Source organism: Geodermatophilus sp. SYSU D00710, assembly GCF_054050195.1.
The window spans coordinates 1-25,237 of sequence record NZ_JBJGYX010000003.1 but is presented as its reverse complement, the minus strand read 5'-3'; the positions used below and the strand labels follow the sequence as shown (position 1 = coordinate 25,237).

General features: G+C 77.4%; 25 protein-coding genes. 15 read left to right on the top strand and 10 right to left on the bottom strand.

What is annotated here, in order from left to right:
* Positions 1 to 38: 38 nt before the first annotated feature.
* Complete coding sequence (locus ACI78U_RS02015) at positions 39 to 1,673, bottom strand: SIR2 family NAD-dependent protein deacylase (RefSeq protein ID WP_456873614.1); 1,635 nt, start codon at positions 1,671 to 1,673, stop codon at positions 39 to 41.
* 78 nt (positions 1,674 to 1,751) lie between these two features.
* On the opposite strand from ACI78U_RS02015, the gene ACI78U_RS02010 reads away from it, so the two are divergent.
* From ACI78U_RS02010 to ACI78U_RS02000, 3 genes are all read left to right on the top strand, one after another.
* Entirely contained in the window at positions 1,752 to 2,585 is an 834-nt protein-coding gene (locus ACI78U_RS02010; RefSeq protein WP_456873613.1) for a hypothetical protein, read from the top strand.
* Between the two features lie 622 nt (positions 2,586 to 3,207).
* Positions 3,208 to 4,044, top strand: a complete 837-nt coding sequence (locus ACI78U_RS02005) for a DUF1206 domain-containing protein (RefSeq protein WP_456873612.1) — start codon at positions 3,208 to 3,210, stop codon at positions 4,042 to 4,044.
* A 2-nt stretch (positions 4,045 to 4,046) separates the two neighbouring features.
* Complete coding sequence (locus ACI78U_RS02000) at positions 4,047 to 4,910, top strand: DUF1206 domain-containing protein (RefSeq protein WP_456873611.1); 864 nt, start codon at positions 4,047 to 4,049, stop codon at positions 4,908 to 4,910.
* A 28-nt stretch (positions 4,911 to 4,938) separates the two neighbouring features.
* On the opposite strand, the gene ACI78U_RS01995 is transcribed toward ACI78U_RS02000, so the two are convergent.
* The 3 genes from ACI78U_RS01995 to ACI78U_RS01985 all read right to left on the bottom strand — a co-directional run bounded on the left by ACI78U_RS01995 (position 4,939) and on the right by ACI78U_RS01985 (position 7,485).
* Complete coding sequence (locus ACI78U_RS01995) at positions 4,939 to 5,700, bottom strand: SDR family oxidoreductase (protein WP_456873610.1); 762 nt, start codon at positions 5,698 to 5,700, stop codon at positions 4,939 to 4,941.
* A 72-nt stretch (positions 5,701 to 5,772) separates the two neighbouring features.
* The gene (locus ACI78U_RS01990; RefSeq protein ID WP_456873609.1) at positions 5,773 to 6,984 is read right to left on the bottom strand and encodes an acetyl-CoA C-acetyltransferase; all 1,212 of its coding nucleotides are present in this window, start codon (positions 6,982 to 6,984) and stop codon (positions 5,773 to 5,775) included.
* Positions 6,985 to 7,119: 135 nt separating this feature from the next.
* On the bottom strand, positions 7,120 to 7,485 hold the full coding sequence (locus ACI78U_RS01985; protein WP_456873608.1) for an STAS domain-containing protein: 366 nt from the start codon (positions 7,483 to 7,485) through the stop codon (positions 7,120 to 7,122).
* Positions 7,486 to 7,678: 193 nt separating this feature from the next.
* Here ACI78U_RS01985 and ACI78U_RS01980 point away from each other — a divergent pair, with 193 nt between their 5' ends.
* A complete protein-coding gene (locus ACI78U_RS01980; RefSeq protein WP_456873607.1) occupies positions 7,679 to 7,978 on the top strand; it encodes a hypothetical protein in 300 nt (99 codons plus the stop codon).
* Positions 7,979 to 8,195: 217 nt separating this feature from the next.
* Positions 8,196 to 8,570 carry a hypothetical protein gene (locus ACI78U_RS01975; protein WP_456873606.1) on the top strand — a complete coding sequence of 125 codons (375 nt, stop codon included), beginning with the start codon at positions 8,196 to 8,198 and terminating at the stop codon, positions 8,568 to 8,570.
* Between the two features lie 27 nt (positions 8,571 to 8,597).
* Here ACI78U_RS01975 and ACI78U_RS01970 read toward each other — a convergent pair whose 3' ends face one another.
* Entirely contained in the window at positions 8,598 to 11,645 is a 3,048-nt protein-coding gene (locus ACI78U_RS01970) for a sacsin N-terminal ATP-binding-like domain-containing protein (RefSeq protein ID WP_456873605.1), read from the bottom strand.
* A gap of 75 nt (positions 11,646 to 11,720) precedes the next feature.
* Here ACI78U_RS01970 and ACI78U_RS01965 point away from each other — a divergent pair, with 75 nt between their 5' ends.
* Entirely contained in the window at positions 11,721 to 13,259 is a 1,539-nt protein-coding gene (locus ACI78U_RS01965; RefSeq protein ID WP_456873604.1) for an aldehyde dehydrogenase family protein, read from the top strand.
* The gene (locus ACI78U_RS01960; protein WP_456873603.1) at positions 13,256 to 14,857 is read left to right on the top strand and encodes a GMC family oxidoreductase; all 1,602 of its coding nucleotides are present in this window, start codon (positions 13,256 to 13,258) and stop codon (positions 14,855 to 14,857) included. The genes ACI78U_RS01965 and ACI78U_RS01960 overlap by 4 nt, the downstream gene beginning before the upstream one ends.
* 26 nt (positions 14,858 to 14,883) lie before the next feature.
* On the opposite strand, the gene ACI78U_RS01955 is transcribed toward ACI78U_RS01960, so the two are convergent.
* Both ACI78U_RS01955 and ACI78U_RS01950 read right to left on the bottom strand, forming a co-directional pair.
* Entirely contained in the window at positions 14,884 to 15,279 is a 396-nt protein-coding gene (locus ACI78U_RS01955; protein ID WP_456873602.1) for a DUF6958 family protein, read from the bottom strand.
* Positions 15,276 to 15,746 (bottom strand): SRPBCC family protein, encoded by a 471-nt coding sequence (locus ACI78U_RS01950; protein ID WP_456873601.1) that lies wholly within the window; start codon positions 15,744 to 15,746, stop codon positions 15,276 to 15,278. The genes ACI78U_RS01955 and ACI78U_RS01950 overlap by 4 nt, the downstream gene beginning before the upstream one ends.
* A gap of 50 nt (positions 15,747 to 15,796) precedes the next feature.
* Between ACI78U_RS01950 and ACI78U_RS01945 the strand changes: the two genes are divergently transcribed.
* A complete protein-coding gene (locus tag ACI78U_RS01945) occupies positions 15,797 to 16,261 on the top strand; it encodes a MarR family winged helix-turn-helix transcriptional regulator (protein WP_456873600.1) in 465 nt (154 codons plus the stop codon).
* A 92-nt stretch (positions 16,262 to 16,353) separates the two neighbouring features.
* Here ACI78U_RS01945 and ACI78U_RS01940 read toward each other — a convergent pair whose 3' ends face one another.
* Together ACI78U_RS01940 and ACI78U_RS01935 are read right to left on the bottom strand one after the other, a co-directional pair.
* Complete coding sequence (locus ACI78U_RS01940) at positions 16,354 to 17,226, bottom strand: endonuclease domain-containing protein (protein ID WP_456873599.1); 873 nt, start codon at positions 17,224 to 17,226, stop codon at positions 16,354 to 16,356.
* Positions 17,227 to 17,365: 139 nt separating this feature from the next.
* Entirely contained in the window at positions 17,366 to 18,688 is a 1,323-nt protein-coding gene (locus ACI78U_RS01935; protein ID WP_456873598.1) for an MFS transporter, read from the bottom strand.
* Between the two features lie 73 nt (positions 18,689 to 18,761).
* Here ACI78U_RS01935 and ACI78U_RS01930 point away from each other — a divergent pair, with 73 nt between their 5' ends.
* The 3 genes from ACI78U_RS01930 (at position 18,762) to ACI78U_RS01920 (ending at position 22,248) form a co-directional block, all read left to right on the top strand.
* Positions 18,762 to 19,775 (top strand): GlxA family transcriptional regulator, encoded by a 1,014-nt coding sequence (locus ACI78U_RS01930; RefSeq protein WP_456873597.1) that lies wholly within the window; start codon positions 18,762 to 18,764, stop codon positions 19,773 to 19,775.
* 270 nt (positions 19,776 to 20,045) lie between these two features.
* Positions 20,046 to 21,614: a DEAD/DEAH box helicase gene (locus tag ACI78U_RS01925; protein WP_456873596.1), complete on the top strand. Its 1,569-nt coding sequence runs from the start codon at positions 20,046 to 20,048 to the stop codon at positions 21,612 to 21,614.
* 85 nt (positions 21,615 to 21,699) lie between these two features.
* On the top strand, positions 21,700 to 22,248 hold the full coding sequence (locus ACI78U_RS01920) for a hypothetical protein (RefSeq protein ID WP_456873595.1): 549 nt from the start codon (positions 21,700 to 21,702) through the stop codon (positions 22,246 to 22,248).
* 1 nt (position 22,249) lies between these two features.
* Here the strand turns inward: ACI78U_RS01920 and ACI78U_RS01915 are convergent, their stop codons facing one another.
* On the bottom strand, positions 22,250 to 22,789 hold the full coding sequence (locus ACI78U_RS01915; protein ID WP_456873594.1) for a helix-turn-helix domain-containing protein: 540 nt from the start codon (positions 22,787 to 22,789) through the stop codon (positions 22,250 to 22,252).
* 54 nt (positions 22,790 to 22,843) lie between these two features.
* Here ACI78U_RS01915 and ACI78U_RS01910 point away from each other — a divergent pair, with 54 nt between their 5' ends.
* The 4 genes from ACI78U_RS01910 to ACI78U_RS01895 form a co-directional block, all read left to right on the top strand.
* Positions 22,844 to 23,200, top strand: coding sequence for a hypothetical protein (locus ACI78U_RS01910; protein WP_456873593.1), 357 nt, complete (start codon positions 22,844 to 22,846; stop codon positions 23,198 to 23,200).
* A 2-nt stretch (positions 23,201 to 23,202) separates the two neighbouring features.
* Positions 23,203 to 24,129, top strand: coding sequence for an alpha/beta hydrolase family protein (locus ACI78U_RS01905; RefSeq protein WP_456873592.1), 927 nt, complete (start codon positions 23,203 to 23,205; stop codon positions 24,127 to 24,129).
* Between the two features lie 104 nt (positions 24,130 to 24,233).
* Positions 24,234 to 24,764: a cupredoxin domain-containing protein gene (locus ACI78U_RS01900; RefSeq protein WP_456873591.1), complete on the top strand. Its 531-nt coding sequence runs from the start codon at positions 24,234 to 24,236 to the stop codon at positions 24,762 to 24,764.
* The coding region (locus tag ACI78U_RS01895; protein ID WP_456873590.1) for a hypothetical protein at positions 24,761 to 25,237 on the top strand (477 nt) is incomplete at its 3' end. The genes ACI78U_RS01900 and ACI78U_RS01895, both read left to right, overlap by 4 nt.

Below are 25,237 nucleotides of genomic sequence, written 5' to 3'. Positions count from 1 at the left end.
GGGCCCGGGCTTGCCCCGCGCCGGACCGGGCCAACCGCTCAGCCGGACCGCTGGGACTGCAGCCGGTCGTCGCGCGGCTCGGTCGGGGTGTCGGCGGGCGGGTCCGCACCGGGCCCGTCACCGGGCTCGCCCTCGCGCCGCCCGGCCGAGCGGCCGTGGCCCAGCCGGCGCAGCAGCGCGGCGACCTCCCCGGCGGCCGAGGTCGTCGCCGGGCCCTCCGGCAGCCGGCCGGCCACCTCCTGCAGCGCCTCGGCCAGGCGGCGCTCGTCGGCGTCGAGCATGCCGCGGTAGGCGGGGTCGAGCAGGTAGCCCGTCGGCGGGGCGGACAGGCAGCCGAGGAGATCCAGCAGCACCTCCAGGCGCCGCGCCGCCTCCGCCGGCGCGGTGTCGCCCCGCGCCATGGCCACCGTCTCGACGTCCTGCTCCCACAGCCGGCTGCGCGCGGTGTCCTCCTGCAGCGCCAGCACGGTGCCCGAGCGGTGGCGGGACCCCTGCGAGCCCTGCACGGCGCTGCGCACCTGGTGGGCGATGCGGATGAGGTCGTCGTCGAGCATCGAGGTGCCCACGAACAGCACGTGCCGGGTGAGCAGCAGCGAGTGCAGGACGCCGGACAGCGCCGCCCGCGAGTCGCCCAGCTGCAGGTACTCCTCGCGGGTCAGCACGACGCTGTCGGGGTGGGCGGCGTCGCCGTGCAGCTTGAGCAGCCACGGCCGCCCGGGCCGGGCCTCGTCGTACGGCAGCACCGCCAGGTCCCGGCCGATGTCGGCGGCGGCGAGCTCGACGAGCGGGTCGTAGTTCGTCGTCACGAACTCCTGCACCGGCAGGTCGGCGATCAGCGCGTGCGCGAGCGCGTACGGGCCCGGGCCGAAGCGCTCCTGGACGAAGTCCTCGAGCCGCTCGCGGCCCAGCTCCCGCGCCAGCAGCGCCGCGGCGTCCTGCGGCGGCAGCCGGGTCAGTCCCTCGCGCAGGTCCCCGCCCAGGCCCGAGTGCCCGGCCAGCTCGCCGAGCAGCTGCTCCCACGTGGGCAGGCCGGCGGCCGCGCTCACCCCGGCGCCGATGAACAGCGCCAGCTGGCCGCGGCGCGCCCGCTCCCCCAGCTGCTCGGCCAGCGCGCACAGCGGCTCGGGCAGGTCCCAGCCGGTGCTCTCCCCGCGGCGGATCCGCTGGGCGGCGGCCAGGTCGCTGGACCCGCGCAGCACCAGCGCGACGTCGAAGCCGTGCTCGTCGGCGGCCTCGTGGAGCACCGGCAGCAGCTGCCGGATCAGGTCGCCGCGGCGCCCGGCCGCGCCGCCCCAGCCGGTGCCCAGCGCGGGCAGCCCCACCAGCCGCCGGGCCCGGCCGTGCACCGGCCGGTCCACCTCCCGCGCGGCGACGGCGGCCAGCGCCTCGCGGGCGCCGTCGAGCAGCCAGTCCAGGCCCCGGCCGTCGTCGTCGACGGTGTCGAGCAGCCACGCCTGCCGCGGGCCGGGACCGGGCACCGGCAGCACCCGCTCCGTGCCCGACCAGGCGAGGTCGACGCACACGCCCTGCTCGTCCTCGTCGGTCACCAGCCCGGCGGGCAGCAGGCGCCGCCAGCTGGCGGCGACGCGCAGCGTGCGCCCGGTGGGCACGAGGACGTCGTCGCAGGACAGGCGCGTGAGGTCGGCGCCGACCACGAACACGTGTCCGCTCACGCCCCGGGGCCTACCCCGGAGTACCGCTCCAAGACCTCCGCAGGCCGGTCGCAGGTGCGCCCGGCGAGGGTCGCTGCCGTGACCGCCCGTCGCCTCCTCCCGTGCGCCTGCCTGGTCGCCGTGCTGCTCCTGCCCGCCTACTCCGCGGCGGTCACCGGCACCGCGAGCCCGGCCGTCCCGCGATGCCGTCCTCGCGGTCGGTCAGGTGGCGCTGCCGGACGGCGGCACCGGCTGGGGGCTGGTGCGGGTGGACGCGAGCGGAGCGGCGGCCACCGTCGCCGTCGACTCCCCGAGCTGGCGGACAGCCGCAGCCGCGCCGCCGTCGTCACCGAGGGCGGGGACACCCTGGTGCTCGCGCTGGGCGCCGCGGCGGAGGGCCCGCACCTGGTGGCGGTCGACGCTGACGTCGACGTCCGCGGGGCTCAGCCGCGGGCGATGTTCACCACCGTGGACGCCGGGTCGGCCGAGGCGCCCGGCGAGGCGTTCGACCTGGGCTCGGGCGCGGAGGCCAGCCGGGTCGGTGAGGTGGCCGTGGGCGGCGACGGCACCGCGTGGGTGACGGTGGCCGGCTGGGACGCCGTGGACCCCGTGGACGCGACCTGGCACCTGGTCGGCGTCTCCGGCGACGTCCTGCAGGAGATCGACCTGCCCGGCGGCGCGGTGCCGAACGGCGACCTCGCCGTCGACCCGGCCACCGGGCGGACCACGCCCGTGCAGCTGGCCGCTGGGTCAGCGGATCGGCCGCCGACGGCCGGCCGGGAGTGTGGCTGGTCGGCTGACCTCAGGCGCCGCAGCCACCGGCCGAGCAGGCGCAGCCGCCGCACCCGAGCGGGCGGGCCGGCGCCGGGCGGTTGGCCACCGCGCGCAGCCCGGCGGCGGCCACGAGCAGCGGCACCGCGGCGAGGCCGGTGACCAGGGCGGCGACGACCGCGGCGACCTCGGCGGCCCGCCCGGTGCCCTGGGAGACCGCCGTGGCGGCCAGCAGGGCGCCGACGAGCCCGGCCCACACCAGCAGCGCCGTGCCGCCGCGGCGGGCGGCGCCCCGGCGGGCGAGCGCGACGCCGGCGCCGGCCAGCAGGAGCAGCGGAACGCCGAGCAGGAGCACCCAGCCGGTGGCGGCTGCCGACACCACCGCGACCGCGGCGGCGGCGACCCCGCCTGCCACCGCCGCGGCACCGGCCGGCACCGACCCGGCGCGCAGCAGGGCGACCCCGCGGCCGGCGGCGAGCAGGCCCAGGCCGGCCAGCAGCAGGCGGGCGCCGAGGTCGCCGGTGACGACGGCGACCACCGCGAGCACGACGAGCCCGACCCCGAGCGCCGCCCGCACCGGCCAGGCCCGGCGGGCCGTCTCCTGCTCGGTGCGGAGGGGGGTGCTGCGTGCCGTCGTCGCGTTGACCACGACGCCAGTGTCCCGCACCGGCCGGACGACCCGGCGGGGACACCCGGTCGGCTGAGCGGCGCCGCTCGACCCGCGCGGGGGTCGCACCCGTGCCACGCTGATCACGGACGGGGTGCGCGCGGGAGGGCGGCGGCGATGAACGGTACCGGCTCGGTGACGGGCGCGGCGGGACGGGCGGGCAACAGCGACACCCTGGAGAACCTGGCCCGGGTGGGGTTGATCGCCTACGGGGTCGTGCACCTGCTCATCGCCTGGCTCGCACTGCAACTGGCGTGGGGCGGCGGCGGCCAGTCGGCCGACCAGTCCGGCGCGCTGGAGACCGTGGCCGGGTCCGCGGTCGGCAAGCCGCTGCTGTGGATCATCGCGATCGGCATGGTGGCCCTGGCGCTGTGGCAGGCCGCCGAGGTGTTGCGCTGGCGGTCGGGCTGGTCGGCGTCCGGCGACGCGCGGAAGAAGGCGCTGACCCGGTCGGGCAAGGCGGTCGCGAAGGCGGTGGTCTACCTGGCCCTGGCGGTCCTCGCGTTCCGGTACGCCACCGGCAGCGGCGGGTCGGGCTCCGGCCAGCAGCAGACCGTGTCCGGCGTCTTCGGCTGGCCGGCCGGGCGCTGGCTGGTCGGCCTCGTGGGCCTGGTCGTCATCGGCGTCGGCGTCTACCACGTGGTCAAGGGCGCGACGAAGAAGTTCCTCGAGCAGGTCGACCTGGCCTCCGCGTCCCCGTCGGCGCGGCGCCTGGTCACCCGGCTGGGCCAGGTCGGCTACCCGGCCAAGGGCGTCGCGTTCGGCGTCGTCGGCGCGCTGCTGGTCTACGCGGCGGTCACCTTCGACCCGAGCAAGGCCAGCGGCCTCGACGGCGCGCTGCGGACGATCCTCGACGCGCCCTTCGGGCAGTTCCTGCTCACCCTGGTCGCCCTCGGCATCGCCGCGTTCGGCGTCTACTGCTTCGTGCGGGCGCGCTACCCCGAGCGCACCTGAGCGTGCGGCGCCCGCGCGCCCTCGACCGGGTGCACCGGGCGGTCTCGGCCGCGCGGGGCGTCACCGACCACCCCGTCCTGCGCGCCCTCGCCCGCCTCGGGCTGGTCGCCTACGGCGTGGTGCACCTGCTCATCGGCTGGCTGACCTGGCGGGTCTCCCGCGGCGCCGAGGACGCCGACGCCGACCAGACCGGCGCGCTGCAGGCGGTGGCCGGCACCCCCGGCGGCGCGGTGTTGCTGTGGGCGATCGGGCTGGGCCTGCTCGCGCTGGCGCTGTGGCAGGGCGGTGAGGTGCTGCTGTGGTGGCACGGCCTGCTCGACCGGGAGCACCGCACCCGCACCGCGGTGGTGTGCGCCAAGTGCCTGGCCAAGGCCGCCGTCTACGCCGTCCTCGGGGTCACCGCGCTGCTGTTCGCCGTCGGCGCGGAGTACGAGGCCGACGAGCGGCTGCGCGAGCTGACCGGGGAGACGCTGGAGGTGCCCGGCGGCGCGGTGGCGGTGGGTACCGCCGCCGTGGGGGTCGCCGCGGTCGGCGCCTACTCCCTGTGGCGCGGGGCGACCGGCGGCTTCATGCGCGACATCGACCTGCCCGCCGCACCCGACCGGTGGGAGCCGGTGATCGAGGTGGTCGGCCGCGTGGGCTACGTGGCCAAGGGCGTGGCGTTCGGCGTCGTCGGGGTGCTGCTGTTCCGGGCCGCGACGACCGCCGACGTCTCCACCGCCACCGGCCTCGACGGCGCGATGACGGCGATCGGCCGCACCGGCGCGGGGCCGGCGTTGCTCACCGTGGTGGCGGTCGGGTTCGCGGCGTTCGGCGTCTACGCGCTCGCCCGCGCCCGCTACCCCGACCGCGACCCGTCGTCCTGACGTCAGTGCACTTCCGCGGACGTGCAGATCACGTGCGCGGGCCGCCGGCGACGTAGACGACCTGGCCGGAGACGAACCCGGCACCCTCGCTGACGAAGAACGAGACGGTGTGCGCGATGTCCTCGGGGACGCCGGCGCGGGCCACCGGGATGGCGGCCGCGCGCTCGGCGACGTACTCGTCCCAGTCGCGGCCGATCCGCTCGGCGGTCGCCCTGGTCATCTCGGTCTGGATGAAGCCGGGGGCGATGGCGTTGGCGGTGACGCCGAACCTGCCCAGCTCGATGGCGAGGGTCTTCGTGAAGCCCTGCAGACCGGCCTTCGCGGTGGCGTAGTTGGCCTGGCCGCGGTTGCCCAGCGCCGAGGTCGACGACAGGTTGACCACCCGGCCCCACCCCGCGTCGACCATGTGCTTCTGGCACGCCCGGGTCATCAGGAACGAGCCGCGCAGGTGCACGTGCATGACCAGGTCCCAGTCGGCGTCGGTCATCTTGAACAGCAGGTTGTCCCGGGTGACGCCGGCGTTGTTCACGAGCACCACCGGCGGGCCCAGCTCGGCGGCGATCCGGTCGACGGCGGCCTGCACCTGCTCGGCGTCCCCGACGTCGGCCCCCACGCCGAGCGCGCGCCCGCCGGCGGTCTCGATCGCCTGCACGGTGCCCGCGGTCGAGGACTCGTCGAGGTCGACGACCGCGACGGCGAAGCCGTCGGCGGCCAGGCGCAGGGCGGTGGCCGCGCCGATGCCGCGGGCGGCCCCGGTGACGACGGCGACGCGGGCGGGGGACTCGCTCATGGGGAGGCTCCTCGGGGGTCGGGGGCTGCCGGCCGATCATGCCGGGCAGCCCCCGTCCCCTGCCCGGCGGGCCTAGACGCGCTCGAGGACGGCGGCCAGGCCCTGCCCGCCGCCGATGCACATCGTCTCCAGGCCGTAGCGGGCGCCGCGCCGGTCCATCTCGCGGGTGAGCGTGGCGAGGATGCGCGCGCCGGTGGCGCCCACCGGGTGGCCCAGCGAGATGCCCGAGCCGTTGACGTTCATCCGGTCGAAGTCGGCCTCGGTGAAGCCCCACTCGCGGGTCACCGCGAGCACCTGGCTGGCGAAGGCCTCGTTGAGCTCGACGAGGTCGATGTCGGAGAGCTTGAGGCCGGCCAGGTCCAGCGCCTTCGCCGTCGCCGGCACCGGGCCGATGCCCATGGTCCGTGGCGGCACGCCGGCCACGGCCCAGGACACGATCCGGGCCAGGGGGCGCAGCCCGAGCTCGGCGGCCTTCTCCGGCGAGGTGACGACGCAGGCCGCGGCGCCGTCGTTCTGCCCGCTGGCGTTGCCGGCGGTGACGGTGGCCTCGGGGTCGTCCCTGCCCATGATCGGGCGGAGCTTGGCCAGGGTCTCGACGGTCGAGTCGGGGCGGATGTGCTCGTCGCGGTCGACGACGGTGTCGCCCTTCCGGCCCTTGACCGTCACCGGGACGACCTCGTCGGCGAACCGGCCCTCCTCGGTGGCCGCGGCGGCGCGCCGGTGGCTGCGCACGGAGTACTCGTCCTGCTCCTCGCGGCCGATCGAGTACTCGCGGCGCAGGTTCTCGGCGGTCTCCAGCATCCCGCCGGGCACCGGGTGGTGGACGCCGCCGGCGGTGACCCGGCCGCGGGCCAGGCCGTCCTGCAGCAGCACGCCGGGACCGGCCTTGACGCCCCAGCGCATCGCGGTCGAGTAGAAGGGCGCGTTGCTCATCGACTCGGCACCGCCGGCCAGCACGACCTCGGCCGACCCGCTCTGCACCTGCATCGCCGCGTAGAGCACCGCCTGGAGGCCCGAGCCGCAGCGACGGTCGACCTGGATGCCGGCGGCGGTGACGGGCAGGCCCGCGTCCAGGGCGGCGACGCGGCCGAGGGCCGGCGCCTCCATGGTCGGGTAGCAGTGGCCGAGGACGACGTCGTCGACCGACTCCGGCGGCAGGCCGGTGCGCTCGACGAGCGCCCGGATGACGGTCGAGGCCAGGTCCTGTACGGGCACGTCCCGCAGCGACCCCCCGAAGCCCCCCACCGGGGTCCGCAGCGGCTCACAGATGACCGCGTCACGCACGGCGTCCTCCTCGGCTCGTGGACACCGCCCGCGTCCGGGCGGTTCGACAGGCAGTCTGCTCCCCCGCCGGGGACGGGCGGGAACGCGGCCTGGCCGGAGGTGGTGGCGTCAGGAGGCGCTGAGGGGAGGTCTACGTCATGCGGCGCCGGCGCCGGGTACGACCTGCTCGGCGCCGAGCAGCTCCCACAGGCCGGTGACCTGCAGGGCCCGGGCGACCGCGCGGGTGCCGACGAGGACGCGGAGCCGGGTGCCGGCCCGGTCGGCGGTGCGGTGCGCGACCGCGAGCACCGACAGGCCCGCGGAGTCGAGGAAGGTCACGGCCTCCAGGTCCACGGTCACCACGGGCGGCCCGCCGGCGAGGGCGCCGTCGACGGCCTCGCGCAGCTCGGGGGCGGTGGAGCAGTCCACCTCGCCGGTACAGACGATGCGCACGGCGCCGTCCGCGGGGATGACGTCGACCGTCAGCAGGTCGGCGGCAGGACGAGGGGAGACAGTGGTCACGGTGCGCCTCTCAGTCGAGAGCGGGCCCGTGCGAAGGACAGCGGCTGCACCAGCCGCACCAAGCGCGGAGTCCGGGGAGGACGTACACGGCTGAGTGTTGAACCGCACCTCGGACGGTAGGCCCGGGGTCGGTGGTGCGCAAGGGGCCCCGCCGTGTCCCCGCCCACCCGGTGGACGCGGGGATACTGGGGGCGTGAACGGGCGGTTGGTCCTGGCGGGCCTGATCTGGGCGGCGGTGTCGGCGGTGGCCGTCGTCGCCGTCGGCAACGTCATCGTGGCCCTCGGCCTGGCCGTCTTCGGGCTGGTCCTCCTCGTCGTCCTGGCGATGGCCAGCGACTGGGAGAGCCACCCCGACTTCGAGGAGCGGGAGCTGGCCCGGGCGCGCCGGCGCCGCGTGAAGTGGGACCGCGGTGCCGACGCGCGGGCCCGCGACCGCGCGCGCTGGGAGGCCCACCAGGCCCGAAAGGCCGCCCGGGACCGCGGCCGGGACTGACCCCTCCCGAAAACCCGTGGACGGCGTCCGCGGGACCGCTCTAGCGTCGCCGTCATGCGCCTCTGAGCCCCTCCCGCGACGACGCCCGCGTCCTCCGCCGACGCCCGCGGGTCGAGCCCCCGGCTCCCCGCTCCTCCTCCCGCCCGTCCCCGGGCGCTCCCCCTCCCCGGCTGCCGGCTGCCCGCGGCTGGTCCGACCTCCCCTCCGGAGGCCTCCCGTGTCACGTCCTGCCCGATCCCCGTCCCCTGCGGCCGCCGAGGCCCGCGGCGCCCTGCCCACCGACGAGGCGGCCGCGTTCGACCGGCTGGCGTCGGCGGTGCTCGCCGCACCCTCTGCGGCCCTCGGCGCCGTGCTGCGCACCCGGCTGCCCGGGGTGGCCGGCGTGCGCTGGCTGCACGCGGCCGGCCTGTCGCCCACCGCCCGCGCGGACGCCCTCACCGCCGACCAGTGGCTGTCGCTGTACCGCTGCTGGGAGAGGGACTCCGCCGCGCCCCGCCGCTCGGCGGCGCGCGGTGGCGCCCTGCGGGGCGGCGGTCGCCCCTCCGCGCACGGGCACGCGCCCGGCGCGCTGGCCGCCCCGCGCTGGCAGTAGGAGGACCTCCCTGCCCCCGGCCGGGCCTCAGCCGACGGCGTCCTCGGCGGCGAGGTCGGCGGCCCGGCCGGGCTCGGCGAACGCCTCGGCCAGGGCCTGCCGCAGCGGCCAGGCCCCGGCCCGCCAGGCCAGCGCCCGGCCCAGCGCGGCCGGGCTGCCGTCCACGTGGTCGACCGCGCCGTCGGGCCACCAGGCCACCGGGCGGCCGGCGGCCAGCAGCGGCTCGTGCACGGCGACCTCCCCGGTCAGCGCCGCGCGACCGAGCCGGGCCGCGGCCAGCTCCGCTCCGGGCACCGCGGCCCACGGTCCGCGGCGCACCGGGGTGCTGGTGACCGCGGCCCGCACCCGCTCGCTCACCAGCGGCAGGTCGAGCAGGTCGGCAACCGGCCCGGGCGCACCACCGGCGGGCACGAGGACGCCGTCGGCGAGCGGCTGCAGCCACGGCGCGTCGAGCACCCCGACGGGTTCCCGGGCCGGGTCGGCGACGCGGTCGGGCGCCACCCGCACCCGCGCCGGCGGGTCGACGTCGAGGCCGTCGAGGGCGGCCGCCAGGCGCGCGTACACGGTGCGCAGCACGGCGGGCCGCACCGTGCGGGCCGGGTCGCCGAGCCGGTCGAGCAGGTCCCGCGCGGCGTCGGGGTCGGCGAGCACGTCGTCGACCGTGGCGGCCGGCCGCAGCCGCGCCAGCACCTCCGGCGGCGCCTGCGCCGGCTCGTAGAGGCCCTCCAGCTCGGCGCCGTCCGGCGCGCGCAGCCGGTCGGGGCGCCGCCCGCCGAGCACCGGGTGGGCCGACAGCCACCAGCGCAGGTGGGAGGGCACGGGGACGCCGTCGAGGACGACGTCGGCCCACGCCTCGCCGGGGGCGGCGGCCAGCAGCGGCAGCGCGCCGTCCCAGTCGGCGACCAGGTCCAGGTCGCGGACGGCGGTCAGCGGCGGCCACGACGGCGGGGGCGCGCCGGTGGGCAGCCGGTCGAGGACGGCGTCGGCCCACGCACCCGCCGCGTCGACGTCGAGGTCGTCGGGATCGTCGGCGCGCACCAGGGCGAAGGTGGTGAGGACGCCGACCGCCCGCAGCGCCGCGGGGTCGCACCCGGCCGCGAAGTCCGGGTCCAGCAGCCCCAGCGCGCCGTCCTCGAGGACCGCGGCCAGCGGCGCCCCGGGCAGCAGCAGCTCCCCCGCCGGCGCCCACGCGCCGTCGTCGTCGGGCAGCGCGAGCTCGGCCAGCCACGGCAGCTCCCCGGGCGCGGTCCCGGCCGCGGCGACCAGGGCGAGCACCGCGCCGGCGAGGTCGGCGGGGTCGGTGTCGTCCCACCCCTCGTCGACCGCGTCGACGGACTCCTCGACGGCGGCCCGCACGGCAGGGTCGGCCAGCACCGCGGCCGCGGTGGCCGGGCGCGCGCCGAGCCGTTCCAGCAGCCGCCGCGCGGGCGGCGGCGCCACGGCCTCGGGGGCGGCGATGCGCAGCGCCAGGGGACCCAGCCGCCCGACCGGCAGGTCCTCGCCGGGCAGCAGCACGCCGGCCGGACCGGGGGCGGTGCGCCCGTCGGCCAGCGGCACCGGCAGCGCCCCGAGCTCCTCCCGCTCGGCGTGCTCGAGGGCGGTGTAGAGCCGCGCCCACCACGACGGCGGCCGGGCGACCCCCGCGACGGCCTCCACGACCTGCGCCGTCCCGACCCGCCGGACGCCGAGGGCGGCCAGCGCGGGGGCGCCCTCGCGCCGCGCCCAGTCGGCCGGCAGCAGGCCGGGCAGCACGCCGGTGAGGACGGCGACCCGCTCGTCGGGACCGTCGTCGAGGACGGCCGCACGGTCGGGGCGGAGCCGCTCCTCCGCTTCCGGATCGGCCGCCGGGAGCCACGCCGTCCCGCGCAGCCGGTCGAGCACCGCCGAGCCCAGGGCGGCGTCGAGGTCGGCGGCGGCCAGGCCGATGCGCGGCACGAGGGCGAGCACCGCGGGGTCGGGTGCGAGTGCGGCGACGAGGTCGGCGTAGCCCTCCGCGGCGACGGCGACCAGCGCGTCGGTGACCGGACCGGGCGCCACGTGCCGGCGGTCGGGGCCGAGGGGGAACGGCGCGACCAGCCGCGCCGGCAGGGACAGCGGCTCGTCGCTGGGCGTGGGCGCGTGCACCACCTGGCGACCCGGCAGCGGCCGCGGGCGCCCGTCGTCGTCGAGGGGCACCGCCCAGGTGAGCGTGTACCCGCGGCGGGCGCGCTCCTCGACCGGGCGGTCGGCGAACAGCTCGGCGGGCAGCTCCCCGCGGCGCTCGGCCACCCGCCAGGCCGTCGTCGTGTCACCGTCGCGCAGACGGACCAGCGGCGGGGTGCGGGCGCACGAGAGGGTGCGGGAGGCCCCGTCGACGACCACCTCGATCTCCGTCAGGCCGGGGAGGGCGAGCAGCAGCCCGGCGTCGAGCGCCTCCAGCGCCGCGCGGACGGCGGCCCGCGAGCCGGCGCGCAGCGGCAGCACGACCTCGGTGGCGTACCCCGCGGGCGGCGGGCCGTCGGCGGGCCAGGGCAGCCGGAGCACCGGGACGGCGCCGTCGCGGCGGGCCAGCTCGCCGGCCAGCACGTCGACCTCGGCCACCTCCGCGCGGGTGCGGGCGGCGCTGAACCGCACGCCGCCGTGCACCGAGTGCACCGCCGGCTCGTCGGTGACCGCGAGGACGGCGGCGAACCCGACCCCGAACCGGCCGATCGTCTCGAGCGGGGGCCCGCCCGCGACCACGGAGCGGCCGACCGTCCCGACGTCGTCGCGCTTCGCCGACGCGCGCAGGCTCGCGAGGCCCGCCACCCCGGCGGCGTCCAGCGGCGCCCCGGTGTTGGCCGCGTGCAGCACCTCTCCCCCGCCGCCGACCCCGCTGCCGACCGTGGCCAGCTCCAGGCGCAGCCGCCCCGGCACCCCGGCCCGGACGGCGGCGTCGGCGGCGTTCTGGGCCAGCTCGACCAGCAGCCGGTCGCGGTAGCCGCCGCGGACCAGGTCCTCCTCCGCGTTGGCGTCCTCGCGGAACCGGGCCGGCGAGTCGCGCCAGGCCGCCAGCACCCGGCGGCGCAGCTCCGCGGTGTCGAAGGGGTCGGCCACGGCGGCCAGCATGGCAGCGCGCGGGTCCCGCAGTCGGCTCCGGACAGGGGGCTACGCACCGGTAACCTGCGCCACATGTCGCTCGCCGCGCAGATGGACACGGTCACCGACGCCGCCGCCGGCACCGTCGACCGTCACGCCACCACCGAGACCTTCGAGTCGACCGACCCGGCCACCGGCGCGGTCGTCGGGGTCTTCCCGGTGCACGACGCCGCCGCGGTGCAGCAGACCGTCGAGCGGGCCCGCCCGGCCGCGCGGCACTGGGCCGAGCTCGGCTTCGACGGGCGGCGGCAGCGGCTGGCCGCCTACCGCGGCTACCTCGCCCGGCGGGTGCACGAGCTGGCCGACCTGGTGCACCGGGAGAACGGCAAGCCGCACGCCGACGCGGTCCTCGAGATCACCCTGGCGATCGACCACCTGGCCTGGGCCGGCGCGCACGCCCGTCGGACGCTGGGCCCGCGCCGCGTGCGCGCGGGGGTGCTGGCGGCCAACCACGCCGCGTACCTGGAGTACCAGCCCCTCGGGGTCGTCGGCGTGATCGGTCCGTGGAACTACCCGGTGTTCACGCCGATGGGCTCGATCGCCTACGCGCTGGCCGCCGGGAACGCCGTCGTCTTCAAGCCCTCCGAGTACACGCCGGCCGTCGGGGCGTGGCTGGCCGCCGCGTGGCGGGCCGCCGTCCCCGACGCCGCCGGGGCCTTCCAGGTGGTCACCGGGCACGGCGCGACCGGTGCCGCGCTGTGCCGGGCGGGCGTGGCCAAGCTGGCCTTCACCGGCTCGGCGCCGACCGGCCGGAAGGTCATGGCCGCCTGCGCCGAGACGCTCACCCCGGTGCTCATGGAGCTCGGCGGCAAGGACGCGATGATCGTCGACGACGACGCCGACGTGGCCGCCGCCGCCGACGCCGCCGTCTGGGGTGCGATGAGCAACGCCGGGCAGACCTGCATCGGCATCGAGCGGGCGTACGTGACCTCCCCCGTCTACGACCGGTTCGTCGCCGAGGTGACCGAGCGGGTCCGCGGCCTGCGGCCCGGCTCCGACGACGCGGCCGCCTACGGCCCCATGACGATGGCCTCGCAGACCGACGTGGTGAGGCGGCACCTCGACGACGCGACGTCGTCGGGCGGCCGCGCGGTCCTCGGCGGCACCGTGGACGGCGACCTCGTGGCGCCGACCGTGCTGCTCGACGTGCCCGAGACCTCGATCGCGGTGCGGGAGGAGACCTTCGGGCCGACGCTGACCATCACCCGGGTGCGCGACGCCGAGGAGGCGCTCGAGCGGACCAACGCGTCGTCCTACGGCCTGGCCGGCGCGGTCTTCTCCCGGTCGCGGGCGCGGGCGATGGACCTCGCCCGGCGGATGCGCAGCGGCATGACCAGCGTCAACTCGGTGCTGACCTTCGCCGCGATTCCGGCGCTGCCCTTCGGCGGCGTGGGCGACAGCGGCTTCGGCCGCATCCACGGCGAGGACGGGCTCAAGGAGTTCACCCGCGCCAAGGCGATCACCCGTCAGCGGTTCCGGCTGCCGGTGGACCTCATGTCCTTCAGCCGCCCGCCGGCGGCGGCCGACACGGTGGCGCGGGTCCTGGGGCTGGTGCACGGGCGCCACCGGTGACCGGCGGGTACGACGTCGTCGGGGCCGGGTCGGCCGGGTGCGCGCTGGCCGCCCGGCTGACCGAGGACCCGTCGGTGCGGGTGCTGCTGCTGGAGGCCGGCGGGTCCGACGACGTCCTCGAGGTGCAGGTCCCCGCCGCGCTGTACAAGCTCTGGCGCACCCGGCGGGACTGGAACTACACCACCGAGCCGCAGCCGGGCCTCGGCGGGCGCCGGCTGTTCTGGCCACGCGGGAAGCTGCTCGGCGGGTCGTCGTCGATGAACGCGATGATCTACGTCCGCGGGGCGGCCGCCGACTACGACGAGTGGGCGCGGCTGACCGGCGACCCGTCGTGGTCCTACGAGCGGGTGCTGCCGCTGTTCCGGCGGATGGAGGACAACGCCCGCGGGGCCGACCGGTTCCACGGCACCGGCGGGCCGCTGCGGGTGGAGGACCTCCGCTCGCCGCACCCGTGGACCCGCGCGGTGGTGGAGTCGGCGGTGGCCGCCGGTCACCCGCGCAACGACGACTTCAACGGTGCCGTGCAGGAAGGCGTGGGCCGGTACCAGGTGACCCAGCGGCGCGGCCGGCGGTGGTCGGCCGCCGACGCCTACCTGCGCCCGGCGCTGGGGCGGCCCAACCTCACCGTGCTGACCGGCGCGCTCACCACCCGGGTGCTGGTCTCGGGCGGGCGGGCCACCGGGGTCGAGTACCGGCGCGCCGGGCAGGTGCACACCGCGCACGCGTCGGCCGAGGTGGTGCTCTGCGGCGGCGCGGTGAACTCCCCGCAGTTGCTGATGCTGTCGGGGATCGGGCCGGCGGCGCACCTGCGCGACGTCGGCGTCGACGTCGTCCACGACCTGCCCGGCGTGGGCGGCGGGCTGCAGGACCACCCCCTGGTGCCGGTCGTCTGGACCGTGCGGTCGGGGCGGTCGCTGTTCCGGGGCGAGTCGCCGTCGGGCTACGCGCGGTGGTTCGCGGCCCGCCGCGGGCCCCTGTCGTCGAACCTGGCCGAGGCGGGGCTGTTCACCCGGTCCCGGCCCGAGCTCGCCGAGCCCGACCTGCAGTACCACTTCCTGCCGGTCAAGTTCTGGCGGCAGGCGGAGGTCGACCCCGACGTCGACGCGTTCACCGCGGCCGCCGTCGTCGTGCACGTGCACTCGCGGGGGTCGGTGCGGCTGCGCTCGGCCGACCCGACGTGGGCGCCGGCGATCGACCCCGGCTACCTCACCGACGAGCGCGACCTCGACGCGCTGGTGACCGGGGTGGAGGAGGCCCGCGAGATCGCCTCGGTGGGGCCGCTGGCCCGGGTGCTGGCCGAGGAGTGGTCACCCGGGGCCACCGTCCGCACCCGGGAGGGGCTGCGGCAGGCGGTGCGCGACACCCTCGAGTCGCTGTACCACCCGGTGTCGTCGTGCCGGATGGGCGTCGACGACGCCGCGGTGGTGGACCCGCAGCTGCGCGTGCACGGCCTCGACGGGCTGCGGGTGGTCGACGCCTCGGTGATGCCGACGCTGGTCCGAGGCAACACCAACGCCCCGACGATGGTGATCGCCGAGCGCGCCGCCGACCTGCTGGCCGGCCGCACCGCCGACCCCGCCCTCTCCCCGACCCCCTGACCCCCGCCCAGGGGGCCTTTGTAGCGCTAATGGCTGTCCCGGGCGGCGGGGCGGCGGCGGATCCGCTGCGGGCCGGAACCGGGCGCCCGCTCGATCTCCCCGCGCGCCTCGAGGTCGACCTTGGTGTAGGTGCAGTAGTTGCGCAGCCGCCCCTTCGGGAACAGCGGGTGGGCGGCGTGGCGCTCCTGCGCGCTCGCCACGACGTCGCGCAGCAGCACCCAGCCGTCCGGGCCGGCCAGGTCGTCGAGGGTGTCGAGGACGTGGGCCCGCACGAACTCGTACTGGGCGAGGTCCATCGTCCAGCCGTCCAGGCCGCCGGGACGGGTCGCGTTGAACACCTGCACCCGGCCGCGGGCGCGCGCCTCGGCGTCGGCGTCCCAGGCCGACTGCGGCACCGGTCCGCTGTGCGGGTCGGCGCTCACGGGACCGCCGGGCGCCGCTCGACGTGCGCCCTGAGCTGCTCGAGGTCGCGCACGTGCAGCGCGCGGACCCGGCGGCCGACGACGGCCTCGGCGAGCCGGCGCACCACCGGTGGCAGCGGCGGGGTCGCGCGGAAGCCGAGGTGGACCCGGAACCGGCCGCCGCCGAGGTCCTCGATGCGGAAGTCGACCTCCGGCGTCATCTCCCGGCCGCCGGGCAGCCGGTTGCGCAGCCGGTACCCGACCCGGTCGGCGGTCGCGCGCACCAGCCGCTGCCGCCCCTGGACGACGCCGGACCGGTCGCGGAAGACGATCTCCGATCCGGGGCTGCGCCCGTCGCCCTCGACCGCGCACGTGTAGCCGGTCGCCTCCGGCCACGCCGACCACTGCATGAGCTCGTGCTCGTCGGCGATCGCGGCCCTCACCTCCGCCACCGGCCGGTCGACGTCGATGCTCTCGGTCCAGCGCACGCGGACCCCCCTCCATTAGTTCGACGGGTGAACGATGCGACCATCGAACCATGTCGGGGAACCAGACGCTGCCGTCCGCAGACCTGCTCACCGCGTGCCGGGCGCTGGCTCGCGCGGTGGACCTGTTCGAGGAGGCGGCGTGCGGCGTCCTGGGGGTGGGCCGCAACGACCTGCGCGCACTGAACCTGCTCGAGCACGGGCCGCTGGGACCCAGCGCCCTGGCCGACGCGCTCGGGCTGTCCCGCGCCGCGGTCACCGCCCTGCTCGACCGGCTCGAGGCCGCGGGGTACGTGGCCCGCACCGCGGCTCCCGGCGACCGTCGGGCGGTCCACGTCCACCTGCAGCCGGGGACGTGGGCCGCCTTCGCCCGGGTCTACCGCCCGCTCGGGGACCGCGTGCGCTCGGTCGGGGACGACCTGTCCGAGCACGACCGCCGGGTCGCCGCCGCGGTGCTCGAGTCCCTCGCGGACACCGTCGACGCGGTCCGCGACGAGCTGGCGGCCCGGCCTCGCTGATGACGTGCCTCTATCCCGATATTGACTCCTTCCCCCGGGTGCCTTTATCGCGATATTGGCCCCCTGGGCGCCTTGATCGCGATGACGGCTCCTCACTTTCGGACCGCTGCCAGCGCGGCGCGGATGCGAGCGACGAGCGCCTCGAGGTCGCGCAGGTCGGCAGCGGTCACCCGGATCACCCGCCAGCCCGCGGCGCGGAGCCGGTCGAGCCGCTCGGCGTCGCGCGCGACCTGGTCCGCCTCGAAGTGGTGCGCGCCCTCGTACTCGATCGCCAGCCGCACGTCCGGGAAGGCCAGGTCGACCCGTGCGACGAACCGGCCGTGGTCGACGACCTCGAACTGCGGCACGGGCTCGAGGCCGGCCAGGACGAGGCAGACCCGCAGCCGTGACTCGCGCGGCGACTCCGCACGCGGGTCGACCAGCGGCACCGCCCGGCGGACCCGGCTCACACCCCACCGGCCCGCACCCCGCTCGGCCATCGCGGCGAGGCCGGCCAGCGGGACGTGGCCCGCACGCACCATCGCATCCACCGCGGCGACGGCCGTCGTCAGCGGTTCGAGGGTCATCACGTCCCAGGCCGTCCGGAGCGGGACGGTGATCGGCACGTCGTCGACCACGACGACGTCCGCGGGTGACAGGACGGTGTGGTGCACGGTGGCCTCCCGCGGCCCGCGCCAGCGGACCTCCTCCGGGCACACCAGGGTCACCGGGTCGTCGGCCGCGGCGAAGGCAGCGCCGTACCAGGCGGCCGCCGAGTGCCCGCCGACGGCGACCCCCGGCGGCATCACGAGCGCCACGCCCTGGCAGCGCAACTGGTGGTCGAGGGGTAGTCCCGGGTCGGCGTAGACGCCCTGGGTGAGCCGGCGGTAGCCGCGTCGTCGCAACTGGCCGCGGGTGAGGAAGCCCTCACCGATGGCAGCGCTGCCGACGAAGACCCCGGGGAGGAGACGGCGGTGAGCAGACACCCGGGCAGCGTCGTGGACGCAGGAGCCGCCGACCGGCGTCATCCACAGGCCGGGTGCCAATAGCGCTACAAAGGCACCTCGTCGGGGACACCCGGGTGCCGATATCGCGACAAAGGCACCTCGCCGGGGAGGGTCGGCGTCAGCCGTGGGTGGTGGCGGCGGACGAGGTGGTCGGCTCGGTGGGGACGGCGGGCGGTGCGGCCGGGGCCGGGCGGCGGCGGATCGAGATCGACAGCGCCGCGGCCAGCAGGCACAGCGCGCCGGCGCCGAACCAGGCCAGGTCGTAGGAGCCGGTCACGTCGCGGATGACGCCGCCGCCGAACGCGGCCACCGCCGAGCCGACCTGGTGCGAGGCGAACACCCAGCCGAAGACGACCGGCGCCCGCGCGCCGAAGTGCTCGCGGCACAGCGCCAGCGTCGGCGGGACCGTGGCCACCCAGTCCAGCCCGTAGAAGACGATGAACGCGACCATGCTCACGTGCAGGTCCGGCCCGAACAGCGGCGGCAGCAGGAACAGCGAGAGCCCGCGCAGCGCGTAGTAGGCCAGCAGCAGCACCCGCGGGTCGGCCCGGTCGGTCAGCCAGCCCGAGAGCACGGTGCCGGCGATGTCGAAGACCCCCACGACGGCGAGCAGCGAGGCCGCCGTCGTCACCGGCATGCCGTGGTCGTGGGCGGCGGGGATGAAGTGCGGCTGGACCAGGCCGTTGGTCGACGCCCCGCAGATGAGGAACCCGGCGGCGAGCAGCCAGAACGGACGGGTCCGCGCCGCCTCCACCAGGCCGCGGACGGCGGTGCGGGCGGCGCCGGTGCGCACCGGGTCGACGTCGTCGGCGGCGGTCCCGCCGTAGGGGACGGCGCCCACGTCGCGCGGCCGGTCGCGCAGCAGCCAGAGCACCAGCGGGACGACGGCGAGCGCGGCCGCCGTCGTCCCCAGCGAGGCCGCCCGCCAGCCGCCGCCGGTCTGCGCGATCGCCGCGACGACGGGCAGGAAGACCAACTGCCCGGTCGCGCCGCCGGCGGTGAGGATGCCGCTGACCAGCCCGCGCCGGGCGACGAACCAGCGGCCGGTCACGGTGGCCACCAGCGACAGCGCCATCGACCCGGTGCCCAGCCCGACGGCGAACCCCCACAGCAGCACCAGCTGCCAGCTCGCGGTCATGAACACGGTCAGGCCGCTGCCGAGGGCGGTGAGCAGCAGCGCGCCGACGACGACCCGGCGGATGCCGAACCGCTCCATCAGCGCGGCGGCGAAGGGCGCGGTCAGCCCGTACAGCGCCATGTTCACCGCGACGGCGGCCGAGATGGTCGACACCGACCAGCCGAACTCCGCGCGCAGCGGGTCGATGAGCACGCCGGGCACGGCCCGGAACGCCGCGGCCCCGACCAGCGCCAGGAAGGTCACCGCCGCCACCCACCACGCCGGGTGCACGCGCGAGCTGCGGACGGGCGCGGGAGTCGTCACGGCCGGAGAGCATGACCCGTGTCGTGCCGACCGGGCCAGTGGCCGGGAGGTCAACATGTGCAAGGATCCGGCCATGTCCTCCGCGGCTCCCGCGAACGGCTCCGCAGCTCCGCCCGTCCCGCACGAGGTCGTCGTCCTGGCGGTCGACCGGGTCGTCGGGTTCGAGCTGGGCCTGCCCTACCGGCTGCTCGGTCTGGCCGAGGACGACGCCGGCCGGCCGCTGTACCGGGTCCGGGTGGCCACCCTCGACGGGCGCCCGGTCCGCACCGCCGACGGCTTCTCGGTGCTCCCCGAGCACGACGGGTCGGTGCTCGCCGAGGCGGACACGGTCGTCGTGCCCGGGATCATGGGCGGCCCCGTCGTCGCGGAGGGGCGCGCCCCCGCGGAACTGGCCGCGGCCGTGCGGGACGCCGCGCGGCACGCCCGGATGGTGTCGATCTGCACCGGGTCCTCCCTGCTGGCGGCGGCCGGGCTGCTCGACGGGCGCCCGGCCGCGACGCACTGGCGCGACGCCGAGGCCTTCCGCCGCAACTTCCCCGCCGTCCGCCTCGACGCCGACGTGCTCTTCGTCGACGACGGCGACGTGCTGACCTCCGCCGGCGTCGCCGCGGGCATCGACCTGCTGCTGCACCTGGTGCGCCGCGACCACGGCAGCGAGGTGGCCAACCGGGTGGCGCGGCGCAACGTCGTCGCTCCGTGGCGGGAGGGCGGGCAGTCGCAGTTCGTCGAGCGGCCGCTGCCCGAGCCCGGCGACGCGGGCACCGCGGCCACCCGCGCCTGGGCGCTCGAGCACCTGGGCCAGCCGCTCACCCTCGCCGACCTCGCCGGGCACGCGCGGATGAGCGTGCGGACCTTCACCCGGCGCTTCCGCGAGGAGACCGGCCTGTCGCCGCTGCGCTGGCTCGCCGCGCAGCGGATCGCGCTGGCGCGGCGGCTGCTGGAGTCCACCGACGCCTCGGTCGACCGCGTGGCGGCCGAGGCCGGGTTCGGCACGACGGCCTCGCTGCGCTCGCACCTGCGCGCCTCGATCGGGGTCGCGCCCGGCGCCTACCGCCGCACCTACCGGGGCGCCTCCATCAGCCTTTAGCGCTACAAAGGCACCTCCCTCGCAGGGGGTGTGACGCGCAACTCCCCGGTTCGGCGGCAGGATCGGCGGCCCCGTCTGGTTGAGTGAGGGGACCGGCGTTGCCCTCGCTCATCCGGAGCGGCAGGACTCGACGTCGGGCTGGTGCAGCGCCACGGAGGCGCGCCCGGCTGTCCGACGTCGCCGCCGGCGCGCTCCGCCCCGTTCCCCGGGGCCGGCCTGCGCCCGCGCACGGTGACCGACGACGGCGACCCGAGAACGCCCGAGGAACCGATGACCTCCCAGCAGTCCCCCACCTCCGCCGGCCCCGCCCGGCCGCGCCGCCGTCGCGGCGGCCGCGGCCGCGGCACCGGCACCGCCGCGCCGGCCGCACAGCCGCAGCCGCAGCCGCAGCCGCAGGAGATCCCCGCCGGCGACGTCGCCACCGTGCTGCCCGCCGACACCACGTTCGAGGCGCTCGGCGTGCCCGCCCCGCTGGCCGAGGTGCTCACCGCCAGCGGCATCACCGCCCCGTTCCCCATCCAGGTCGCGACGCTGCCCGACTCGCTGGCCGGCCGCGACGTGCTCGGCCGCGGCCGCACCGGCTCGGGCAAGACGATCGCCTTCGCCCTCCCGCTGGTCTCCCGGCTGGCCGCCTCCACCACCCGCCGCCAGGCCCGCCGGCCGCGCGCGCTGGTCCTCGTCCCGACCCGCGAGCTGGCCAACCAGGTGCTCGCCACCGTCGAGCCGCTCGCCCGCGCCCTCGGCCTGCGCTGCACCACCGTGTTCGGCGGTGTCGGGCAGAACCCGCAGGTGCAGGCACTGGCCGCCGGCGTCGACGTGGTCATCGCCTGCCCCGGCCGGCTCGAGGACCTCATCGGCCAGGGGCACGCCGACCTGTCCGCCGTCGAGGTCACCGTCCTCGACGAGGCCGACCACATGGCCGACCTGGGCTTCCTGCCCGGCGTCAAGCGGCTGCTGGACCGGACGCCGCAGGGCGGCCAGCGGCTGCTGTTCTCCGCCACGCTGGACAACGGCGTCGACGTGCTCGTGAGGCGCTACCTGTCGCAGCCGGTGACCCACTCGGTCGACCCCGCCGTCGCGCCGGTGGCCACCATGACCCACCACGTGTTCCAGGTGAGCGCCGCGGACAAGGCCGAGGTCGTGCGCCAGCTGGCCTCCGGCCTCGGGCGCAGCGTGCTGTTCACCCGCACGAAGCACCAGGCCAAGAAGCTCGCCAAGCAGCTCACCGCGGCCGGCGTCCCCGCCGTCGACCTGCACGGCAACCTCAGCCAGAACGCCCGCGAGCGCAACCTCGAGGCGTTCAGCACCGGCGGCACGCGGGTCCTGTGTGCCACCGACATCGCCGCGCGCGGCATCCACGTCGACGACGTCGCGCTGGTCGTGCACGTCGACCCGCCGACCGAGCACAAGGCCTACCTGCACCGCTCGGGCCGCACCGCCCGCGCCGGCGCCGGCGGCACGGTGGTCACCCTCTCCACGCCCGACCAGCACGGCGAGGTGCGGACGCTGACCCGCCAGGCCGGCATCACGCCGGTCGTGAGCGCGGTGCGCCCCGGCGCCGAGCAGATCACCGCGCTCACCGGCCCCGCGGCGCCGTACGTCGAGCCGGCCCCGGCACCGGCGCCACAGCCGCAGGGCCAGGGCGGCGGACGGCGGCGCCGCGGCGGGTCCGGCGGCGGCTCGGGCACGACGGCGTCGGCCACGGCGAGCACCACGGCCGGGAGCCGCGGGCAGTCCCGCACCCCCGGTCCGGCGCGCACCCGCGCCGAGCTGGCCGCGCGGGCCGGGACCCACTCGGCGGCGTCGTTCAGCGGGCGGTCGCGGCGCGGCGGCCGCTGACCGCGTCGGGCTCCGTTCCGGGGTTGGTTGCGGGGACGGTCGGGAAGAGCACTCCCGACCGTCCCCGACCCCCGTGAGGTGCCCCGTGGCCCTGCCCATCACCCTGTCCGAGATCGGTCCCCGCGTCTCCGCCGGCGCGTTCATCCTCAACAGCGGCCTGGGCAAGCGCGGCGCCGACGAGCAGACCGCCGCCGGGCTGCACGGCTTCGCCGCCGGCACCTACCCGTTCCTCAAGGACGTCGAGCCGCGGCAGTTCGTGCAGGTCCTGTCGACGGCGGAGATCGCCGTCGGGGCAGCCCTACTGACCCCGTTCGTCCCGACCGCGGTGGCCGGCGCCGTCCTCACCGGCTTCGCCGGGGGCCTGCTCGGCCTGTACCTGCGCACGCCGGGCATGCGCAAGGAGGGCAGCCTCGCCCCCACCGAGCAGGGCCTGACCGTGGCCAAGGACGTGTGGCTGCTCGGCATCGGCGTCGGGCTGCTCACCCGCGGCACCGTCGACCGCGGCGCCAAGCGCGTGGAGAAGGCCTCGCGGACCCTCGCCCGGGCCAACCGCCGCGTGGCGAAGGCCGAGCGCAAGGTCGAGCGGCAGGCCGAGCGCCGCGCCGCCCGGGCCGCCGCCCGCGCCGCCGCGTAGCTCAGTCGCCGGGGAGGAACACCGTGCCGACCAGGCGCCGGCGCCGGTCTCCGCCCGGCTCGTTGCCCAGCCGGGCCCGGAGCACCGCACGGACGTCGTCGAGCAGGCCGGCGAACTCGTCGTCGTCCAGCCACAGCCCGGTCATCCGGTAGCCGACGCCGTCACGCGCCGGATCGGGCCCGCCCGGCGCGTCCGCGGCGCGCGCCACCCAGCGGTCGAAGTCGGCCAGCAGCGCGGCCACGAACGTCCCGAACGCGCGGCGGTGCTCGTCGGGGGTCATCGCCGCGGCCTCGGCCGGCCCGACCGAGGCCGCGGTGACCACCAGGCGGAAGGTGCGCTCGGTGCTCCCCCGGACCCGCCGCTCGGAGACCACCTCGAGCACGCCGGCGTCGGCGAGCACGCCGACGTGCCGGTAGAGGGTCGCGACCGGGACGTCGGGCAGCTCGGCGTGCAGCTCGCCGGTGGTCAGGGTCCGGTCGCCGAGCAGCGCCTGGACGACCCGGAGGCGCACCGGGTGCAGCAGGAGGTCCGCGGTCGCCACGCAGTCACCTCTCTCATCATTGACAACGGTCTCACGATCGATAACAATGATGCCATGGCGACGATCGAGACGACACCCCGGACGCTGCGCGTCACCCTCAGCCGGGCCGAGAAGGTCCTCGGCCTGCTGCGCGACCTCGAGGTGCCGCTGACGGCGGTGCACTCGGCCGAGGTCGTCCCCGACGGCCTGGCCGCCGCCCGCGGCCTGCGCGCTCCCGGGCTGGGCCTGCCCGGCCGGCGGCTGATCGGCACCTGGCGGCGCCGGGGCAGCAAGGCGTTCGTCAGCGTGCGCCGCGGCCCGGCCGTGCGCCTGCACCTGACGGGGCAGCGGTTCGGCACCCTGCTGGTGTCCGCCGACGACGCCGCCGCGGTCGCCGCCGCCGTCGCCGCGCACCTGCCCGCCGGGCGCTGACCGTGCGCGAGATCCCGCTGACGGTGCCGGGCGAGCCCACGCTCGCCGGCACCCTGACCCTGCCCGGCTCCCCCGGCCCGGTGCCCGCGGTGCTGCTGGCGCCCGGCTCGGGCCCGCTGGACCGCGACTCCGACCACCGCCGGGCCCGCTTCGGCGTCACCCGGGAACTGGCGCACGCCCTCGCGGAGGGCGGCATCGCGTCACTGCGCTACGACAAGCGCGGCGTCGGCGGCTCCCCCGGCGACTGGCGGCGGGCCGGGTTCTCCGACAACACCGACGACCTGGTCCGCGCCCGCGGGGCCCTCGCCGCCCGGCCCGAGGTCGACCCCGACCGCCTGCTCCTGGCCGGCCACAGCGAGGGCGCCCTGCTCGCCGCGGCGGCGGCCGCGCGCGGGGTGCCGGCCGCCGCGGTGGTCCTGCTGGCGGCGTCGGCGCGGCCCGGCGACGAGCTGCTGCGCTGGCAGGCCCGGCAGATCGGGCCCACCCTCCCGGCTCCCGTCCGCGGCCTGCTGCGGCTGCTGCGGATCGACCTGGAGCGCAAGGTGGCGGCCAACCACGAGCGCATCCGGGCCACCACCACCGACGTCGCCCGGATCGGCGGCGTGCGGGTGAACGCCCGCTGGCACCGGGAGTTCCTCGACCACGACCCGCGGGGCGACCTCGCCCGGATCACCGCGCCGGTGCTCGCCGTGACCGGCGAGAAGGACCTGCAGGTCCCGGTCGCCGACCTCGACGTCGTCGCGGCGACGGTGCCCGGCCCGGTCACCACCGTGGCGGTGCCCGACCTGACGCACACGCTGCGCCGCCAGCCGGGGCGGGCGTCGATGGGGGCCTACCGCGGCGAGCTGCGCCGACCGGTGGACGCCGAGGTGCTCGCGGCCGTCGTCGGGTGGTGCCGTCGGGTGGTCGCGGTCACGTCACCCACCTGAGCCGGGAGGACGGGGGTTCCCGACCGGCGCTGGTGGGTGCAGTATCCCCGGCCAACGGTGGACCGTCGCCGGGACGGGGCCCCGTCGTTCGCGAGGAGGTCCATGTGTCGCTGCCCACCCGTCGCGCCGCGGCGCTCGCCATCACCCTGGGCGTCGGCCTGCTGGGTGCGTGCTCGGACGGCGGTGAGGGTGACACCGCCGCCGCCTCGACCAGCGCCCACGCCGAGGGCGAGCACTCCGAGGACACGCCCTCGCCGAGCGCCACCTCGAGCAGCGCCACGTCCGGTGGCACCACGCCCAGCAGCGCCGCGCCGGAGAGCACCCCCGCTGCCGCCCCGGCGGCGCCGGCCGAGGCGCGGACCGTCACCGCCACCGAGGGCGAGATGTACATCGACCTCTCGGAGAGCTCCTTCACCCCCGGTGAGTACACCATCGAGGTGGTCAACGAGGGCAACGCCACCCACGACCTGGTCGTCGAGCGGGACGGGCAGGACGTCGCCGCGAGCGACACCATCGGACCGGGCGAGTCGACCACGCTGACGGTCACCCTCGAGGCGGGTGAGTACGTCTTCTACTGCTCGATCGGCAACCACCGGGCCATGGGGATGCTGACGAACGTGACGGTCGCGGCATGAGCGGCCAGACCTCGACCCGGCCCCCGCGGACCGGGGTGGCGATCGCGCTGCTCCGACTGGTCGGGGCGGCGCTGCTGGCGGCGATCGCCGCCATCCACCTCTACCTGTGGCAGCAGGGCTACAGCGGTGTCGAGGTGATCGGCCCGGCGTTCCTCGTGCAGTCCGCACTCGGGATCGGTGGCGCGCTGCTGCTGCTGGCCGCGCCGCCGCGCCTGGTGACCTGGGCGGCATCGCTGGGCGCCCTGTTCGCCGCGGGGTCCCTGGCCGCACTGCTGCTGTCCACGACGGTCGGCCTCTTCGGGTTCGTGGAGACCACCCTGGCGACCCTGTGGTGGGAGTCCTTCTGGGTGGAGGCGGCCGCCGTCGTCGTCCTCGTCGTGCTGGCCGTCCTCGCCCGGCGGCCGGCCGGCCGCGGGGCCCCCGGGGGGGGGGGGGGGGGCCGCCCCGCCCCCCCCCCCCGCCCCCCGCGGCTG